Annotated in this window: 14 protein-coding genes and 1 tRNA gene; 4 read left to right on the top strand and 11 right to left on the bottom strand. The window is 66.1% G+C overall.

Annotation, left to right across the window (positions count from 1 at the left end):
- Positions 1–188 (bottom strand): hypothetical protein (locus SP5_RS19650; protein ID WP_217995694.1); only part of this gene is annotated, 188 nt, incomplete at its 3' end.
- A gap of 91 nt (positions 189–279) precedes the next feature.
- Between SP5_RS19650 and SP5_RS10510 the strand changes: the two genes are divergently transcribed.
- From SP5_RS10510 to SP5_RS10500, 3 genes are all read left to right on the top strand, one after another.
- A complete protein-coding gene (locus tag SP5_RS10510) occupies positions 280–588 on the top strand; it encodes a hypothetical protein (protein WP_042488099.1) in 309 nt (102 codons plus the stop codon).
- Positions 589–651: 63 nt separating this feature from the next.
- A complete protein-coding gene (locus SP5_RS10505; RefSeq protein ID WP_042488097.1) occupies positions 652–1,170 on the top strand; it encodes a hypothetical protein in 519 nt (172 codons plus the stop codon).
- 59 nt (positions 1,171–1,229) lie between these two features.
- Positions 1,230–1,718, top strand: coding sequence for a hypothetical protein (locus SP5_RS10500; protein WP_042488112.1), 489 nt, complete (start codon positions 1,230–1,232; stop codon positions 1,716–1,718).
- A 113-nt stretch (positions 1,719–1,831) separates the two neighbouring features.
- Here the strand turns inward: SP5_RS10500 and SP5_RS10495 are convergent, their stop codons facing one another.
- From SP5_RS10495 to SP5_RS10450, 10 genes are all read right to left on the bottom strand, one after another.
- Entirely contained in the window at positions 1,832–3,694 is a 1,863-nt protein-coding gene (locus tag SP5_RS10495) for a site-specific integrase (RefSeq protein WP_042488094.1), read from the bottom strand.
- A 224-nt stretch (positions 3,695–3,918) separates the two neighbouring features.
- Positions 3,919–3,995: transfer RNA gene (locus SP5_RS10490), tRNA-Pro, on the bottom strand.
- A 49-nt stretch (positions 3,996–4,044) separates the two neighbouring features.
- Positions 4,045–4,536, bottom strand: a complete 492-nt coding sequence (locus SP5_RS10485; protein ID WP_042488092.1) for a nucleoside deaminase — start codon at positions 4,534–4,536, stop codon at positions 4,045–4,047.
- A gap of 53 nt (positions 4,537–4,589) precedes the next feature.
- Positions 4,590–6,461 (bottom strand): glycoside hydrolase family 2 protein, encoded by a 1,872-nt coding sequence (locus SP5_RS10480; RefSeq protein WP_245613466.1) that lies wholly within the window; start codon positions 6,459–6,461, stop codon positions 4,590–4,592.
- Between the two features lie 71 nt (positions 6,462–6,532).
- Complete coding sequence (locus tag SP5_RS10475) at positions 6,533–7,852, bottom strand: alpha/beta hydrolase family protein (protein ID WP_042488089.1); 1,320 nt, start codon at positions 7,850–7,852, stop codon at positions 6,533–6,535.
- A complete protein-coding gene (locus tag SP5_RS10470) occupies positions 7,852–10,158 on the bottom strand; it encodes a TonB-dependent receptor (RefSeq protein ID WP_084220655.1) in 2,307 nt (768 codons plus the stop codon). Before SP5_RS10470 ends, SP5_RS10475 begins: the two co-directional genes overlap by 1 nt.
- A gap of 231 nt (positions 10,159–10,389) precedes the next feature.
- Complete coding sequence (locus SP5_RS10465) at positions 10,390–12,774, bottom strand: glycoside hydrolase family 31 protein (protein ID WP_042488086.1); 2,385 nt, start codon at positions 12,772–12,774, stop codon at positions 10,390–10,392.
- Complete coding sequence (locus SP5_RS10460) at positions 12,771–14,036, bottom strand: MFS transporter (RefSeq protein ID WP_042488106.1); 1,266 nt, start codon at positions 14,034–14,036, stop codon at positions 12,771–12,773. Before SP5_RS10460 ends, SP5_RS10465 begins: the two co-directional genes overlap by 4 nt.
- A 115-nt stretch (positions 14,037–14,151) precedes the next feature.
- On the bottom strand, positions 14,152–15,741 hold the full coding sequence (locus SP5_RS10455; protein WP_042488084.1) for a glycoside hydrolase family 43 protein: 1,590 nt from the start codon (positions 15,739–15,741) through the stop codon (positions 14,152–14,154).
- Positions 15,738–17,018, bottom strand: a complete 1,281-nt coding sequence (locus SP5_RS10450; protein WP_042488081.1) for an MFS transporter — start codon at positions 17,016–17,018, stop codon at positions 15,738–15,740. The genes SP5_RS10455 and SP5_RS10450 overlap by 4 nt, the downstream gene beginning before the upstream one ends.
- 74 nt (positions 17,019–17,092) lie before the next feature.
- On the opposite strand from SP5_RS10450, the gene SP5_RS10445 reads away from it, so the two are divergent.
- Positions 17,093–18,133: a LacI family DNA-binding transcriptional regulator gene (locus SP5_RS10445; RefSeq protein WP_084220654.1), complete on the top strand. Its 1,041-nt coding sequence runs from the start codon at positions 17,093–17,095 to the stop codon at positions 18,131–18,133.
- Positions 18,134–18,214: the final 81 nt, after the last annotated feature.

The following is an 18,214-nucleotide window of genomic DNA, read 5'->3' as shown; positions in this document are numbered from 1 at the left end:
CCCCCGAAGGAGCCCTGGACATCCGCGAGCGCCTCCCGGCCGAAACTGGTTCGGGCCGGGTGCACGGCTACTAATAGCGAGGTTTCCACGCCTCGGTCCGCCTGCTGACGAACGTGGCTGGTGTAGGCGGAACCCGTTAACGAACCAAGTCCCGCCGTGCAGAAATGACGTTCGGGTTGCTGCAACATGCGGCAGGTTGGGCCGGTTCTGACAGTACGATTTGGCGTATTTCGAGACGCTTACCTTCCCCGGCAGCGACAATCTGCTGGAGAAAAGAAAATGAAGCGCCGCCGCTTCCCCGTCGTCTTTCGCCTGAGCGCGATCCTGCTGCTGACCGCCCTGATTACGGGACAATGGTGGCAACGCCAGCCCGCCGGCAGCATCGCCGGCTGGGTGCCCGCCATGGCCGAAGTCTATTGCCCGGCTGCCGACATTCGCCGGTCCGGCACCATCGCGGACAGCGCCCGCACGCTCGATGGCTGGGCCTATGCCGTTATCGGTGACGCCATCTTTCGCGATGGCCGCGACCGCTGCCGCGTGAAGGGGGAAAGATCGGCCGGGGCCGAGCGAAGCCCTGACGAGAAATGAAAATCGAAGGGGCCTGATCCGGACCAGCCGGTCCGGGGATCATGTTGTTGCGCAGGTACCCCCATGCATTCGACTATCCATGACACGCTGCCGACGACCTCAGTCGCGCTCCTCAACTATGTGCTGACCGCACTCGCTCCCGACGAGCCGTACCCCTACGCGGGCAACACCGGCCTGCCGGGGGGCGTGGAGTCGCTCGAGAACAACCTGATCGTCGTGGCGACCCCGGTCGCCGAGCGTCTCTATGACGACGCGCTAATGCGCTGTGCGGCGACCCGCAAGCGTGATGTCGTGCTGGTGCGGCATGGTTTCCACCCTGAAATCCTCGAACCGGTGCGGGCCGATGTCGCGCTGCACTCGGTCACCGGACCGATCCTCGTGCCAGATTTGAACTTCTACCGCGATGCCGATGGCGGCCTGCACCTCGTGCCGGCGCGTCCGGACCTCTTCGTCGGGATCACCCGGCACGGGTTGGAGGTGTCGATGCCCGCTCCCTGGAACAGCGGGTGGGAGCGGGTGACCGGGCTCGAGCTCGCCGCCGCCGAGATCGTCCGCGCCTGCCGGCGGACGCAGCAGGGTTGAGATCAGCGAACACGAGAATGTGCCCCCGGAAATGGGGGATGAAACAAGGAGATATCGAGATGAACACCCCGAATTTCGAAGCCGCCGTCACCCGCGCCGTCGTCAAGCTGCTGCTCGGCAACCGCAAGCTTAAGCCCGGCGTCGCCATCACCGGTGGCGATCCGCTCGAGATCGAGGACCAGATCAAGATGGGCCGTCACGCGGTCGAGACCGACGCCGACGTGTTGCACCTCGAATATCGCACCGGACCAAACCCGGTGCTGACCGGGATCACGATGTTCCTGCCGCGCGATGGCCGCTGCCACATCCAAAGCGGCTGCCGCCTGTGGGTGTCAAAGTCGGGCAACCGGGGGCTGATCCTGCCGCAGGCTCATGTCCGCGGGCATTTCCGCCTCGCACCGCGGGAGATCGTGCATATCGACGGCAAGCCCGCCGACAACCTGAGCGAGGGCATCGAACGCGCCAGCACGTGGCTGACCCGGCAGGTCATGCGGCCGGGCGTCCAGTATGATGACGCGCAGTGCACGCTGTGGGCAAAGGCCGCGTGACAGATCGCTTCGAAGTCTATCACCCTATACGGACGAGCCAGCCAATTCGGACACCCGCTCGAAAATAATAGCGGTCCTGCCCGAATATTGCGGCTCGTCCGATATGCCGACACTCACTTCAACCGCACCTTCGCGGCTCGCGTACGATGTTGCCGTCGCTCGGGCGGCCTTAGCCGAATGGGGAGCGTCGCAGGGATGTGCGCGGTCACCGGCGTCAGCAACTTCAGGGCATCAAGCTTGAGGGAAAGCTCGGCTTCCTCGTCATAGGTCCTTGCGGTCTCCGTCTCGCCCTCGTGGCCGAAGATGTCGCACCGCACTTCGCTGGGAACACGCCCTTTCATGGTCGTCGTTGCCAAGCCGCGGAAGCTGTGGACGTCCTTGTCCTTCCATGCCCCGCCAACGCGATGCCGCCATGACGTGCCTTCCGGGAAAGCCCAGTCCCGCAACGGCCTGAACACGGACTTGTAGAACGTACCGGCGAATGTCGTGGAGTTCGGCGATTGCATCTCCGGAAACAGCATCATGGATCCTGCGGCGCGCATCGCCTTCACATAGTCGATAAAGCCCAAACGGATCAGTTCGGGGTGGATCGGCAGCCGTCGAATCGACTGGATGTTCTTGAGCGAGCGATCCTCGGTATATTGGACCAGAAAATAGGGGATCGGTTCCTGTTCGAACACCTCGGCCAAGCCCAGTCCGGCAAGCTCTGAACTGCGACCGCCATAAAGTGGGAGCATCAACGGCAGCCAGTACCAGGCGTCGTGGAAGATTTCGGTTCCGGGTTTGAAACGTCCGCCGATACCGGCGCACCCGGTCCAGATCGGCGCGGACAACAGCGTGGCGACTTCCTGCTTGGTCCAGTTGGCACGCTTGTCCCGGTCACGCTTGCGCTGCTTGCGATCGGATTTGCCAAGGCCGGCCCGCGCAACCTTGAAGGACAGCGGCTTGGCCGGTCGATGTGCCTTGGGATCATCCTCTTCGCCCGCCGCATGGGCCAGGACGGCAGCGACCCATGTCAGATGCTTGTTGATGGTGACCTGACTGATGCCGATCTGCGCAGGGTCCATGCCCTTCGCTCGCTCCAGGCTGGCGGCGATGCCACCCGCCTGTTCCTCGCGGGTACGGCCCCAGCGGTTCGGCAATGCCCGGCACAGGGTCGTGAAGGCGCGAACATGGGATTGGTCCAGATCCTCGATGAAGGCGTCGCCGCCGCAAGCGTGATCGAACAGGCGGATGGCGGTCCGCACCTGCTTGATCGAATCCGTGTCCCAGCCGCCCTCCTTGCTGTACGCGGCAATGCAGTCCTCAGCCGCATCGACGATGCGTTGTTTCAGTCGCTCGGGCTTTGGCGGCGGTGCCGGGGGCGGAGCCGGCGTGACGATGTCATCCGCGAGCGGTTCGGTAGGCGCAGGGCGGGCGCCTTGTGGTTCGATCTGCTCGAAGGCGAATGGCGCGTCGTCCGCCAACGCGTCGTCGACCCATGCGGCCGTCTCGTCTTCGGTGTCGGGCAGCAGCGCCGTCGCTTCTCGGCAGGCGGCTGCCCGCGCGGCGCAGATCGTCTTGCCCATACGGGCGACATTGTCCTGCGTCGGCATGATGCCGAACGCGGTGGTGTAGCTGTCGATCTGGGCCTTGGAGACGGGGTCGTTGTTCTGGAATTCGAACACCAGATCGGCGACCTGCTTCGCGTGCGCCGGCGACCAGCCTGCCGCGATCAGGCGGTCATGCTCGTCCAGCGTCCATTGCGCGCCGACCCCGCGGCGGCCCAGAAAGCCCCAGGCCTCGGCATAGAGGCTGTTGATCGACGCGTGATCATCGGACGGCGCGGTGGTGCCTGCCTGATCTTCCAGGATTCGCTGCAACTGCCAGCGCAGCGCATCGCTGAACACCTTCTTCAGTTGATCCGGCCTCATCCCCGTCGATTGGCCATAGGCCATGCGCACCCCCTCGACCGCCACATTCAGGCGATCGGCCATACACCGCGCATGTTTATAATTTCCCGTTCGAAGAGAAAAGCACAGGGGCACGTGGGTGCCCGCCACCGTGATCTTGCGTCGCCAATGATAGCTGCCGCCGCGCAGCCGCAGGTTCCGTAATCCCATTCCGTCACCCCCAATGGGTACAGCGATGGGTACAGCCGTGGGTACAACGGTTCCCGATCGCCAGTTAGGCGACGTGAAATCAACGACTTAGATGCGGATGGTCGGGGAGACAGGATTCGAACCTGCGACATCCTGCTCCCAAAGCAGGCGCGCTACCAGACTGCGCCACTCCCCGACAGGGGTTGGCCCTTAGGGGAAGCGGGGCGGTGGGTGCAAGGGGAATTTCAAAGGTTGGCTTGTTCGGCTTCCGGTAGATCAGCATCAGGCGGGTAATAGAGCGCCGCGCATTCCTCGCGCAGGCAGCCGCCCTCGATCACGATGTCGTCACGGTAAGCGTCGGCGATGAAGCCCAGCGTATCGACGTGCCGCGCCTCGAAATACATCGCATGGACGTCATCGCGACCCGCGCCATAGACGACGCGCCCGACCTTCGACCAGATCGACGCCATCGTGCACATGCCGCAGGGTTGCAGCGTCGAATAGAGCGTCGCGCCGCGCAGTTCGAGTTCGCCCTCCCCTTCGCAAGCGCGGCGGATCGCCATCATCTCGGCATGGGCGGTGGCGTCGGGCAGTTCCTCGGTCTGGTTGCGCTCGGCGGCAAGAACCCGGCCGTCGAGCACGATCACCGAGCCGAGCGGCGAGGTCGAGGGATCGGAGCCTTTCGACCGCGCCACCTCGATCGCCATGCGCATCCATTTTTCGTCGTCCTGGGTCATGGCGGGGTTAACGCCGTGGCCCGGCTTTCGGGTTCAAGCTTTTGAAATCCCACCTATCGCTGTCCGGCCTTCGTGCCATAATAATCGCTCAGCACACCGAAGGCCTCCTTGCGCTGTCCGGTCTCGGAGATCAGGCCCTTGCGGTTCCAGCCCTGCTGGAAATCGGGGTTCTGGCGGCGGGGCGAGCGGAAGTCCTTCAGGATCCAGGGCGACATGCCGCGCAGGGTCGGCACATGGTCCGCCATGCCCAGCGTGGCGCGGTAATAGTCGGCCTGAAACTCCTCGGAGAATTTCTGCTTGTTCGCCGGATCGTGGAAACCCGCCCGTGCATCCGCACCGAATTCGGAAAAGATCAGCGGCTTGTCGGCCGGCACGCGCCACTCGCTGCGCGCCAGATCAGTCAGGCGATCCTGGGTATACCACCCATTATAGGTGTTGATCGCCATGACATCGAGCGCGTCGGCCAGCGGATCGGCGAGCGTCATCACCGGATGATCGGCGCCCTCCCCCCGCTCGACCAGCAACGCGGCGCTGACCAGGCGCGTGTCGTCCAGCCGACGGACATCGCCGACCAGCGTGCGGAGGAAGACATTGCGGGCGTCGGTCACGGGCGTCTCGTTGGCGACGCTCCAGATGGCGATCGAGGCGCGGTTGCGGTCGCGCAGGATATTCTCCGCGAGCATCGTCCGGGCGCGGTTCAGCGTGTCGGGGTTGGACCAGGCGACCCGCCAATAGACCGGCACCTCGCTCCAGACGATCAGGCCCAGTTCGTCGGCCAGCCGCACCGTGACGTCGGAGTGCGGATAATGCGCCAGCCGGACGAAATTGCCGTGCAGCCCGTCCTTGATTTCGCTGAGCAGCGCGCGCGAGGCGGCCGGGGTCATCGCGCGGGTGGGATCGACGCCCAGTTCTTCCTCATGCATCGAAATGCCGCGAAGGAAGATCGGCTTGCCGTTGAGCAGGATATCGGCCCCGCGCCGCTCGATCGTGCGAAAACCGATCCGGTCGTGCCATTGATCCTCGCCCGCCGTCACCGCCACGTCATAGAGCCTGGGCCGCCCGGGCGACCAGCGGACCAGCGCGCGGGGCGCGGCCATGGTCGCGCGCCAGTCGCCCTTGGCATCGGTGATACCCGCCCGGTCCAGCCCCAGCTCGGCGATGCGCAGCCGCACCGGCTGGTTCGCCGCCTGCGGCCCGTCGAGATGCACGTCGACCGCCATCTTGCCGTCGCGGGTGAGGCGCACCCAGGCGTCGTCGACATAGGTGTCAGGGGTCTGGATCAGCCGAACCGGCCGGGTGATGCCGCCATAATTTTCCCAATCGGTGACCGGCGGCGGCACGGTCGCCTCGGTCGCCTGGCTGTCGACGCCGACCGTGACCTGGTTCTGGCCGTCGCGCAGCAGCCCGGTGACATCGAAGGCAAAGGGCGTGAAGCCGCCCTCATGCTTTCCGACCGGCTTGCCGTTCAGATAGACGATGGTCGCGTAATTGGCCGCACCGAAGCGGAGGAAGTAGCGCCCCTTGCGGACGGCGGGTGCGGTAAAGGTCCGCTGATACCACATCAGGCCGTCATAATGGCGAAGCTCTGGCGCCTGGGTCAGCCAGGACGATGGCAGCGAGGTCAGCGGCGAATGGGGGAGGTCGAATTCGTAGAGGACGCGGCTGTCCTTCGCCATCTCGGCGCGAACGTCCACGTCCTTCCACCGCTGCTGCCCGCTATCGGGCATGCCGCCGTGAAAGCCCGAAATGCCGGAGCGGAACGGGTCGATAGAGTAATGCCACGGCCCCGACAGGTCGGTCCCGTCACGCAGATCGGCCGCCGCGAGAACGGGGCCGGGCCGGGGCGCGGCATCCTGTGCGTAGAGCGGCGCGCCTGTGGCCAGCATCATGCCCGCCGCGGCATATCCCCACATGGTCCTGCCCATCACGTCGCTCTCCCGTCATTCGGCCGGTCCTGACCGCCAGCCTTGGTCGTCAGTCTAGACCCCGCCCCCGTTCATCTCCAGCCGAGTGCGGGGCGATATTCGAAGCTCATGCCGACCGCACGGCCGGGCTGGAATCCCTTCCACACGGTCGAGGCGGGCGGGCCGGGGCTGTATTGCGCCACCCGGCCGACCGGCGCGCCCGGCCAGCGGCCCGCATCCGACTGCACCGTCAGGCCGTTGAGATAGGCATCCATCGCCGTCTCACCCTTCACATAGCGGTCGAGAAAGGCGGTGATGAAATGGGCCTGGAGCGGCAGCAGCCGATCCTTGCGCCACACCGCATCCTCAAACCAGTCCATGTCCCAGAAGCGCTGCCGCATCGCGGGCGGCGCGGGGGCCAGCGCGATGCTGTGCCCGGCCTGGGCGAAGGTCAGCAGGTAGCGCGGAGCCGAGGCAGGCACAGTGAACAGCGCGCGCACCGCCTCATGCCCGACGACCCGGTCATGATTGCCGACGACGATCAGGGTCGGCACGGGCACCGCCCCTACCCCACGCCCCGACCAGATCGGCACATCGCCGAAGCGGGCGGCGGGCGCGAGTGCGACGATGGCCTTGAGATTTCTCCCGCGCAGTTCGCTAGCCCGATCACCGGCAAAGGGCGTGAGGATATCCCGGCTGAGCTTGCCCATGGCCGGGTTCAGCGGCGCGCCACCGACCGTCAGCACGCCGTAACCGCCCATCGAATAGCCGATCAGCGCGGTCCGTGTCGGATCGGCAGCGGCAAATATGCCCTTATGCTGGTCGGCACGGGCCTGCGCCTGGGCGGTGACGAAGGCGATGTCGAGCGGTCGCCGAGCGATCGGTCCCGCACGGACGGCGTCGGTACGGATACTGATCGCCGGATCGCGAAAGGCCGGGGCGACGACGACATAGCCCTTGCTGGCCAGATTCTCACCGAGCCAGGAAAGGACTTCGGGCGTATTGCCATAACCATGCGCCAGGATCACCAGCGGGAAACGGCCCGCCGCGGCCGGACGGTCGGGCGAAGCCAGGCCGGGCAGATCGAAGACGACGTCGCGGCCATCCTCGCCCGACAGGGCCGTATGATAGATGGTCCCCCGCCCCGCCGAGGCCGCCGGATACCAGATGAGCAGCGGCAGCTCGCGATCGACGATGGCAGGCCGATCCTTGCCCTGGAGCGGATCGGCCTGCCCCGGCTGGATGAAACGGTTGCGCTGTACGCCGACCGGATAGCGTCCCAGCCGGGCAAGTTCGGGGGCGTCGACCGGCGGGCGGGCCGGGGCATCGCTCTGCCCCGCCCCCGGCATCTGCGCGGTGGCGACAGCCGCGAGCGTCGCCACCGCCGCCAGCCCCAGACCGACCCGGCGCATCAGAAGTTCAGGCCGAGGCGCATCCCGGCATAGCGGCGGAAGTCACGCGGCAGCACCGCCTGGGTCGCGACGTTGTTGCCGAAATTGCCCGCCGTGTTCACCAGCGACCCGTAATATTGCTTATCGAATAGGTTGTTGACGAAGGCGACCAGCTCCCATCGGCGATCCTCCTCGCGCACGCCCAGGCCGACATTGACGATGCTGAAGGCGGGCTGGAAGGTCTGGGGATCGCGTGCCTGGAAAAACAGGCTGCTCTGATATTGCCAGTTCACCTGCGCCACACCGCGCGTGGTCGTGGTCAGGCGCGGCGAGTAATCGAGATTGGCGTTGAACTTCCATTTGGGCGCTTGGATCGCGGTGGTGTCGGTCAGGTTCTGGCTGGCGGGGGAGCCGGTGCAGCCCTGTGCCGCCGTCTGGAGCGGATAGCATTGCGCCACCCCGAACTCGGTATATTTCGCGTCGAGATAGGTGACGGCCCCGCCCAGGTTGAAGCTGTCGCTGAACCGCATCGAACCCTCGAACTCGACGCCCTTTGTATTCAGCTTGCCGACATTGGTCAGGCGATAATTGGAAGTGCCATCGGCCAGCGTCTCGATCGTCTGGGCCTGAAGGTCACGGTAATTGGTGTCGAACAAGGTGACGTTGGCGGTCAGGCGGCGGTCGAGGAACTGGCTGCGAATACCCAGTTCCTTATCGCGCGAGCGTTCAGGGCGGATCGGCCCGGCCAACGCACGATTGCGGTTGAAGCCGGTCGTCAGGTCGTAGGTCTGGCCCTTGTAACCGGTCGCATAGGTCACGAAGCCGTTGATCGTCGGGCTGAAATCATAGCGCAGCGTGCCGCGATAGGTGCCCGCCGTGTCGCTGGCGTGACCCGCAAAGGCCGTGCCCGCCAGATTGTCGCGGAAGGTATAGCTGACCCGCTCGTTCTGGACGCGACCGCCGCCGGTGAAGGTCAGGTCGGGCACGATGGTCCAGTCGACCTGCGCAAAGGCGGCGACCTGGCGCGACTGCGACGTGGCATACCAGTTGGCGAGCGAGAAATACGGCCCGCGCTGGAACGGGCGGTTGAACTTCACATTCGCGCCGTAGAGGCCGACCGTATAGCGGAACGGCTTGTCCGCGTCGGACTGCAGGCGGACTTCCTCCGTCACCTGCTCGGAATTGAACACGCCGATCTGGGTGTTGTTGCCCAGATTGCCCGGTGCCGACGTGTCGTCATGGTCCAGATAGTCGTTCAGGTGGAAACGGTCATAGGAACTGATCGTCACCAGGTTCAGTGAACCGATGCCGAACTCGCCACGGATATAACCGCCGCCGCCCTCATATTTGGTGCGCGAGTCGTAATTGTTGCTGATCGTCTGGTTGTCCGGCCCGACCACGACGCCGGGTAGAACGACCGATGGGGTCAGCCCGGCGGTGCCGCGCAGCCGGGCATTGGCCCCGAACGCCAGGAAGGGGCGACCGACCGTGGTGTTGCCGTTGACGTAATTGCCCGAGATGACCAGCGCCGCCGTATCGGTCGGCTCCCAGCGCAGCTTGCCGCGCAAATTCAGCGTCTCGCGGCCGTTGACCCGCTTGCCGTTGAACAGGTTGCGGATATTGCCGTCCCAATTGTTGTAGGCGGCGGACACGACATAGCCGAGCTGCTCGTTGATCGGACCGGACACGCTGAAATTGACGCCCTGCTCGCGATCGGTGGTCGCCACCGCATTGGCGCGGATGCGCAGCTCCGAAGTCGGGTTGCGGGTGATCAGGTTGACCAGACCGGCCGAGGCCGACTTGCCGTAAAGCGTGCTCTGGGGGCCGCGCAGCACCTCGATCCGCTCGACATCGGGCAGGTCGGTGAAGGCGCGCGCCTGGAACGCCAGCGGCACCTCGTCCACCAGTACCGCGACGCTGGATTCGACGCCGATCCCGAAGGCGAAGGTGCCGACACCGCGGAGCGAAATGTTGGAATTCTGCGGCTGTTCGGCCGGGCGGACGACCAGCGAGGATGAGACCTTGCCGATATCGGTGAAATTGCGGACACCCGCCGCCGCCAACTGGGCCGGAGCGACGACCGACACGGCGAGCGGCACGCGCTGGACATTCTCGGCGCGCTTGTTGGCGGTGACGATGATGTCGCCTGCGCTGGCCGGTTCGGGCGCGACGTCGGAGGTGGGGCCGCCGGGCTGTCCCTGTGCCGCCTGGGTCAGTTGCGCCTCATCGGCTGGCGATGGTGCGGCCTGCTGAGCCGAAACCTGACTTGCCGCCGACAGCGATGCGATCATCGCCGTCAGGGCCACGGTGGAACGCAGCATCTTCATCCTTCCCTCCCATTGCCGCCGGTCTTGGCCGGTCTTGCCTTGTCAACCAAACATACCGAATGGCCTTACCAATGCAATGCTGTTGTTAGACCTGCGAAGGCGGGTTGCTTTGGTTGCGCTACCACAATGAAGAATTGCAAACGTGTGCGACATTTGCGCATCACTAACCAGCGCCAGACACGCAAAAGCGCCCGGCCAAGGCCGGACGCTCTCGCTTGCCCGATCGAAACGTCAGACGGTCAGATGAAGGCCGCGTCGTCCAGCCTGCTCGACCGGCATACTATCCGCGCCTTCGACGATCAGGGCTCGGCCGTCGCCCGGCGGGAGCAGAAGGGTCATGCCGCCCTCCGCTTCCCCGTCGCGTGACACGGCGACGATGACCCGCTCCGCATCGGCTTGGCCGGTCAGATGCCAGCACGTGACCGGGCCATGACCGTCGCCGCTATCGTCCATGCCGGTCCAACGGACAGCGCCGGTCGAGGGCGGGAAGAGCCACAGCCCACGACGATAGGGCTCAGGCCGCCAGCCGCCCCGGGCTAGGTCGACCAGCATCGCCGATCCGCCCCGCGCGAATAGCGGCGGCGGGCCATCGAGTGGCGCGGCGACATCAGCCTTTACGCCACCGGCGAAACGCTCGCCCGTCCAGACGTGAACCCATTCGGTTCCACCCGGCAGTCGTACCGCACGGCGCTCCGCCCCTTCATCCATCACCGGCGCAGCGAGAATGTCCGGCCCCAGCATATGCTCGTCCCGCTCGCCCCAGGCCGCTGGGTCCTGCGGGAAGTCGGCCCAGAGCGGGCGGACCATCGGCTCGTAATCCTCATGATAGCGGTGCAGCAGGTCGTAGAAGAACGGGATCAAGGTCTGGCGCAGCGCCATCAGGCGGTGCATCGCGGGCAGCACCTCCGGATACATCCAGGGCTCATTGACCGTCCGGTCGTCGTTCCAGCTATGGATGCTGAACCGGGGCATCAGCACCCCCGCCTGCACCCAGCGGATCAGCAGCTCGGGCGACGGCGCAGGCCCGGAAAAGCCGCCGACGTCATGGCCGCTGTTCGACACGCCCGACAGCGCCAGCCCGATCGACTGGCGCGCGTTGTAGCGGATCGTCTTCCACTCGGTCCGGTTGTCGCCCGACCAGGTCTGCGCATAACGATGCAGCCCCGCCATGCCTGACCGGGTCACGACATAGGGCCGCGTATCGGGCCGTGCAGCGACCTGAGCCTGACGCGAGGCGCGGGTCATCAGGATCGGCTGGACCGGGCGCATCTCGAAGGCAGGGCGGGACTGGCCGAAGCCGTCGACCAAGGCGCGGCGGTCCCACAGCTCATATTCGTTATTGTCGTTCCATGTCGCCTCGATCCCGTGATCGAGCAGCGCGGTGGTAACCTGATCGCGCCACCACGCCGCCGCCTTCGGCAAGGTCATGTCGATATAGCTGCCGACCTCGTCCCAGAACTGCGCCTCGACCGGCTCTCCGTCCGCGTTCGCGACGAACAGTCCGGCCGCCGCCACCTCGTCATAACGCGGATGGCTGCGCAGCAATGCGGGCTTGATATTGGGCACCAGCCGGACGCCCGCCTCCGCATAGGAAGCGATGAAGGCGGCGGGATCGGGGAATTTGTCGCGGTTCCAGTGGAAGACGTACCGCTTGTCGCCGATCGACGTGTAGCCCGACGACAAATGGAAGGAGGTGCAGCCCAGATCATGCCGCTTGCACAGTTCCAGAAACCCCGCCATCTGCGCCGCCGCATCGGGCGCATCCGTATAGGTCATCGTCGAGCCCGAATAGCCCAGCGACCAGCGCGGCATCAGCGCCGGACGCCCGGTCAGCCAGGTGAAGCGCCGCGTTACCGCCAGCGGGTCCGGCCCGGCGATGATCCAGCGATCCACGTCCCCGGCATCGGCCACGACATGGCGATAGAGGCCGTGATAATTGTCCAGCTCCTGCCCCAGGTCGAAGGTGACATCGGCGACCGTGTCGTAAAACTCGCCGTGGCACCGCCCCTCGGCATCGGCGACCAGCAGGTAGGGGATCGACTTGTAGAGCGGATCGCTCGTCTCGGCATCGAAGCCCATCGGGTCGACATTGGTCAGGCGAAAGCGCCGCCCCGCCCGGTCGGTATCGCCCGTGCGGTCGCCCAGTCCGTAGAAGCGCTCGCCCGGCACCCGCGCGGTATAATGATGCGCGCGGCCGTCCCACCATCCGAAGTCATAGGCCTGGGTCGGGCGGTCCTGCGTGATGACGTGCCAGCCCTCCCCTGCCCGCTGTTCCCACCGGCCGTGCAGGCCGTCCAGACTGAGGGTCACGCGAAGCCGCGCAGTCGCGACGGTCAGGGTGCCGTCCGCTTCCTCGCAGGTGAAATCGGGGCAAGCGAAGCCCGACACGTCCATCCGATCCCGGCCCGGTTCGGCAATGTCCTCGGCCCCCGGCGCAATCGCCCAACTGGGCGGGCTGGTCACGCGCCCCTCGGCCAGCAGCAGAAGGCGCATCATGTCCTCTTCCAGCACGAAGAGGTGCGCGACCGCGCCGGTATCGGCGGTCAGCGTCAGCCGCCCGCGCGACTGGCCGGTGATGGCGAAGCGCGGCGGCTGGGAAAGGGTGGCGCGCCTCATTGGCCGGTCTCCTGGGTCGTGGTGGCGAACGGCGTCAGCCGCCGGATGAAGATGATGAGCACCGCCGCGCCGATCAGGTCGAAGACCGCCAGCACGGCAAAGAGCGGCGCATAGCCGACCGTATCGGCCAGTTGCCCGATCAGCAGCGAGAAGAGCAGCCCGCCGATCCAGCCCGCCTGGCCGATAAAGCCATTGGCGGTGCCGACCTCGGCCGGGGCGAATACATCGGCTGATAAGGTATTGATGAGGCCGGAGATCATCTGGTGGGCGAAGCCGCCGATGCAGAACAACGCGATCGCCGTATAGGGGCTGGCGGCCAGTCCGATACAGCCCGGCGCGATCATCAGGACCGCGCCCAGTACAACGCCGGCGACCCGCGAAGGGATCAGTGAGACGCCACGCTTCATCAGCCAGGGCGAGAGATAGCCGCCCAATATGCCGCCGACATCGGCCGCCAGGAACGGCAGCCAGGCGAACAGCGCGATCTGCTTCAGGTCCATGCCGCGCTCGCTGGCGAGGTAGAGGGGGATCCAGAAGCTGAAGGTCTGCCACGCCGGTTCGGCCAGGAAACGCGGCACCGCGATCACCCAGAAGCGCGAGGTGCGCAGGATATCCTTCGCCTTGGCGCGCTGGACCGGCCCCTTGGGTTTTTCGACCGCGATCATCGCCTTTTCCTCGGGCGTGATCGCAGGGTGCTCGTCGGGCGAGCGATAGAAGATGTACCAGGCGGCCGCCCAGAAGATGCCGACGCCTCCGGTGACGATGAAGGCTGTGCGCCAGTCGGCCCACAGCGCAACCGCCACCACCACCGGAGGCGCGATCAGCGCCCCGAGCGAGGTGCCCGCGTTGAACCAGCCGACCGCCACCGAGCGCTCGCGCGCCGGGAACCACTCGGCCACCGCCTTGATGCCCGAGGGGATGGCCGCGGACTCGAACAAGCCCAATATGCCGCGATAGATGGCCAGGCTGACCCAGCCGATCGCCAGCGCGTGCATCATGTTCGCCGCCGACCAGGCCAGGCCGAACAGCGCGAACCCGGCGCGCAGGCCGAAGCGGTCGATGAACGCCCCCGCCACCGGCTGCATGATCGTATAGGCCAGCTGGAACGCACCGACGACATAGCTGTATTGCTGCGTCGACATGTGGAGCGCGGACTTCAGCTCGGGCGCGAGGACGCCCAGGCTGTTGCGTGCCAGATAATTGGCGATCGTCCCCGCGCAGATCAGCGCAACGATCCACCAGCGCAGATTGCGTACCCGCAAGCCCGTCACTCCCCTACCCTCTCCCGGCGCATCGCGGCGCCGATGTCTGGGGCAAGCTTAACGACGAGAAAGCGGCCTGTCCATATTGGTCTAGCCAATCAGGCCGATCGATTGCTCAATCGCCGTCAAGTCGCTCGACATAGTGGAAATAGCGGAAGTCTGCCGGATGACCCGACCCGCTCATATCCTGACACGCCATGCCGACAAAGGCCCCCGTGAAATTGGGCAAACCGGCCAACGTCGCCTCATCCGAGAGGATGGAGGCGTCGAAGGTCTGCGAAAGCCACGTCCATTCCGCCGCTTCCTCGGCACGGAAGGCGAAGCGCAGTTCCTCGTGATCGACCACCGCCCGCAACTCGGTCGGACCAGCCGGGGCGGGTGTTGCAGGCCCCATCAGGCTCTGTCCCTCCCCGTTCGGGAGGACCGACAGGACCTGGATCAGCTTCTCGCCCGCATCCCCGGCCGTGATCTGGAGGAAGTGGTATTTGGTGCTGTTGTAATAGGCGACGATCCCGGCGGCCTGCTGGAAATGCTCCGGCTCGTAATCGACCAGCGCGCGCACGTCGTAGCGGAAGGCGGTCTGGCGGCGGGCGACCAGCGCCTGTTCGAAATGGCTGCCGATCGTTTCGCGCCCGAACAGTCGCAAATGGCCGGAACGTTCGGTCAGGCTGAAGATATGGTCCGGCTCGGGCGTGCGCAGCCATTGGAAGGCGGCTGGCAGAAATGGTGCGTCGAACTGGTCCCGCGCCTCGACCGGCGCGGGGACAGCCGCCACCGGCGTCGGTTCGGCACAGCGCAGCCAGCCGTCCACGCCCCACTCCATCCGCCGGATCGCCGTCTCGCGGCCCAGCACGCAGCGATTGCTGGCGGGCAGCGGACGGCCGCAGAGATAGGCCATCCACGTCTCCCCCTCCGGCGTCTCGACCAGATCGCCATGCCCGGTGCGTTGCAGCGGCGCGTCGGGCGTATCGCGCGCGGTCAGCACCGGGCCGTCGGGATGCACCTCATAGGGGCCGAACAGGTCGCGCGCGCGCGCCATCGTCACGGCATGGCCGCGCTCGGTTCCCCCCTCGGCGACCAGCAAATGATACCAGCCGTCGCGCTTATACAGATGCGGCCCCTCGGTGAAACCCAGCGCCGTGCCGTCGAAGATGCGGCGACGCTCGCCCAGCAGGCGGCCGGTGGTCAGGTCCATCTGCTGGATGACGATCCCGGCAAAGCGCTTGCGATCGGGTCGGTGGTCCCACAGCATGTTGAGCAGCCAGCTGCGCCCGTCATCGTCATGGAACAGCGCGGGGTCAAAGCCGCTGCTGTTCAGATGGACGGCATCGGACCACTCGCCGTCGATCCGCTCGCTCGACGCCCAGTAATTGTGGAAGTCGCGGAGCGACGCGCCCTTCGCGCCGTCGACGGTGGTGCGGCCATAGCGCTTTACGTCGGTGAAGATCAGGTGGAACCGCCCACCGGCATAGCTCAGATCGGGTGCCCAGACGCCGCAACTATCGGGGTTGCCGCGCATGTCGAGCTGGCTCGCCCGGTTCAACGGCCGCGCCACCAGCGTCCAGTTCACCAGATCGCGGCTATGGTGGATCTGGACGCCCGGATACCATTCGAAGGTCGAGGTCGCGATGTAATAATCCCCGCCGACGCGCACGATCGAGGGATCGGGATTGAAGCCCGGCAGGATGGGATTGTTCGGGGTCATGCGGGTTTGCGCACCAAGGTCCAGAGGAGAGCCGCGCCGGCCAGATCGAGCAGGCCGAGCAGGATGAAGAAGGGCTGATAGCCGACCTGATCGACCAGCGAACCGAGCGTCAGCGTAAATATCAGCACGCCCAGATTGGCCGCTGTCCCCGACACGCCGGTCGCGGTCGCGACCTGATCCTGCGGAAACAGGTCGGAGCACAGGGTGATGACGGTCACCGACAAAGTCTGGTGCGCGAAACCGCCCAGACACAGCAGCGCGACGGCGGCGACGGGGCTGCCCACGCTGCCGACGAACATCATGCCCGTCATCAGCACCGCGCCCAGCGTGAAAGCCCCGCGCCGCGCATCGATCAGGTTGATGCCGCGCCGTTGCAGGAAGGCGACGACCGCCGGGCCGAACAGGCACCCCAGATCGGCGGCGAGGAAGGGCAGCCAGGCGAACATTGCGATCTGGGTCAGGTCGAAATGCCGCGCCTGGACGAGGTAGAGCGGCATCCACAGCGACAACATGCCCCAGACCGGATCGGCCAGGAACCGCGCCGCCGCGATCGCCCACAGGTTGCGACGGCGCAGCAGCTCGCCCAGCGGCGGACGGCGGCGCTGCTTGACGAGCGCGGCCTCCTGCCCCTCGACGATCAGTGTCCGCTCCGCCTCCGACAGCGCGCGGTGACGGGCGGGCGTCGCATACCAGAAGAGCCAGGCCAGCACCCAGAGCAGCCCCAGCCCGCCCGCCACGAAGAAGGCCGCACGCCAGCTATGGTGGAACACCGCCCAGGCGACGAGCGGCGGCGCGAAGACCGCGCCGAACGAGGCCCCGATCTGATAGATGCCGCCCGCCACGCCGCGTTCACGTGCCGGGAACCACTCGGCAACAACCTTCATGCCCGCCGGTTGCGCCGATCCCTCGACCAGACCCAGCGCGCCGCGCAGCCCGGCAAAGCCCAGCCAGCCACTCGCAAAGCCATGGCCGATGGTGATGCAGGACCACACCGCGACGAACAGGGTGAAGCCGATCTTCAACCCGATCAGGTCGAGCAGATAGCCCGCCACCGGCTGAAACATGATGCCGAACTGAAAGGCGCCGGTGATCCAGCTATATTGTTCCGAACTGATATGCTGTTCGGCCATGATCGCGGGCGCGGCGACACCCAGGATGCTGCGGGTCAGATAGTTGATGACCATCGCGCCCACGAACAGGGCGATGATCGTCCAGCGGATATAGGGAAAACCCTTCACATGCGGTCCTTCGTCCTGTTCGGCATATGTCGTTCCCATTGACCTGATGCGGCATGCCGGGGCACGGCTGTGGCTGAGCATCGGCATAGCGTGAAGCCCGATGACGGGACAGGATGACCGTGACCAAGACCCGAAAGCGCCCGCGCGGCGTTACCATCATCGACGTGGCCAAGGAGGCGGGTGTCTCGCCCATGACCGTCTCGCGCGTCATCAATGGCGATGCGGGCGTGCGCGACGAAGTGCGCGTCCATGTCCGCGAGGTCATCAAGCGGCTGAACTACACGCCAAACCTGATGGCGCGCAGCCTGGTGACGGCCAGCGAGGTCCGCATCGGCGTCATCTACTCCAACCCCAGCGCCGCCTTCATGAGCGAATTGCTGGTCGGCGTGTTCGAGGAAGCCTCGACCCGCGCGGCGCAGCTGTTCCTCCTGAAGGGCGAACAGGGCCGCCCGCCGACGCGCGAGGCGATCGAGGGGCTGATCGACCAGCGGATCGCGGGGGTCATCCTGGCCCCGCCGCTGGGTGAATCCGACTTCGTCCGCGACATCATCCGCGAGGCACGGTTGCCCATGGCGGTGATCGGCGGCGTCGCGCCCGATGCCGTGTCCGTCTGGATCGACAATGCGCGCGCCGCCTATGACATGACCCGCCACCTGATCGCCCTGGGCCATCGCCGCATCGGCTTCGTCCACGGCAATCCCGGCCAGTCGGCCAGTATCGAGCGACTGGCGGGCTTTCGCCGCGCGGTCGAGGAAGAAGGCGGTCTCGAAACGCGGATCGTCCAGGGCGATTACAGCTATGCCTCGGGCCTGCGCGCGGGCGAGGAACTGCTGATCGGCGAAAGCCCGCCGACCGCGATCTTCGCCAGCAACGACGACATGGCCGCCGCGATCGTCTCGGTGGCGCATCGGCGGCATCTGGACGTGCCGGGCGACCTGACCGTGGTGGGCTTCGACGACAGCACTGCGGCAACGACGCTCTGGCCGCCGCTGACCACCATCCACCAGCCCGTCCGCGCGCTGGCGACCGAGGCGTTGCAAAGGCTGATCCAGGAGATTCGAGGCGGGGTTCCGGCGCCGAACGGCCAGCCGCGCGTCACGGTGCTGGAGCATCAACTGATCGAACGCGATTCCACGGCCCCGCCGCGTTACTAGAATCGGGTGGCATGACGTACAGTCTCCCCTCCCCTTCAGGGGAGGGGCAGGGGGTGGGGCGCTTCCGCAAACAAGCGGCTC

Source organism: Sphingomonas parapaucimobilis NBRC 15100 (assembly GCF_000787715.1).
GTDB lineage: Bacteria > Pseudomonadota > Alphaproteobacteria > Sphingomonadales > Sphingomonadaceae > Sphingomonas > Sphingomonas parapaucimobilis.
The sequence above is the reverse complement of the archived record's forward strand: the minus strand, read 5'-3'. Positions and strand labels throughout refer to the sequence as shown.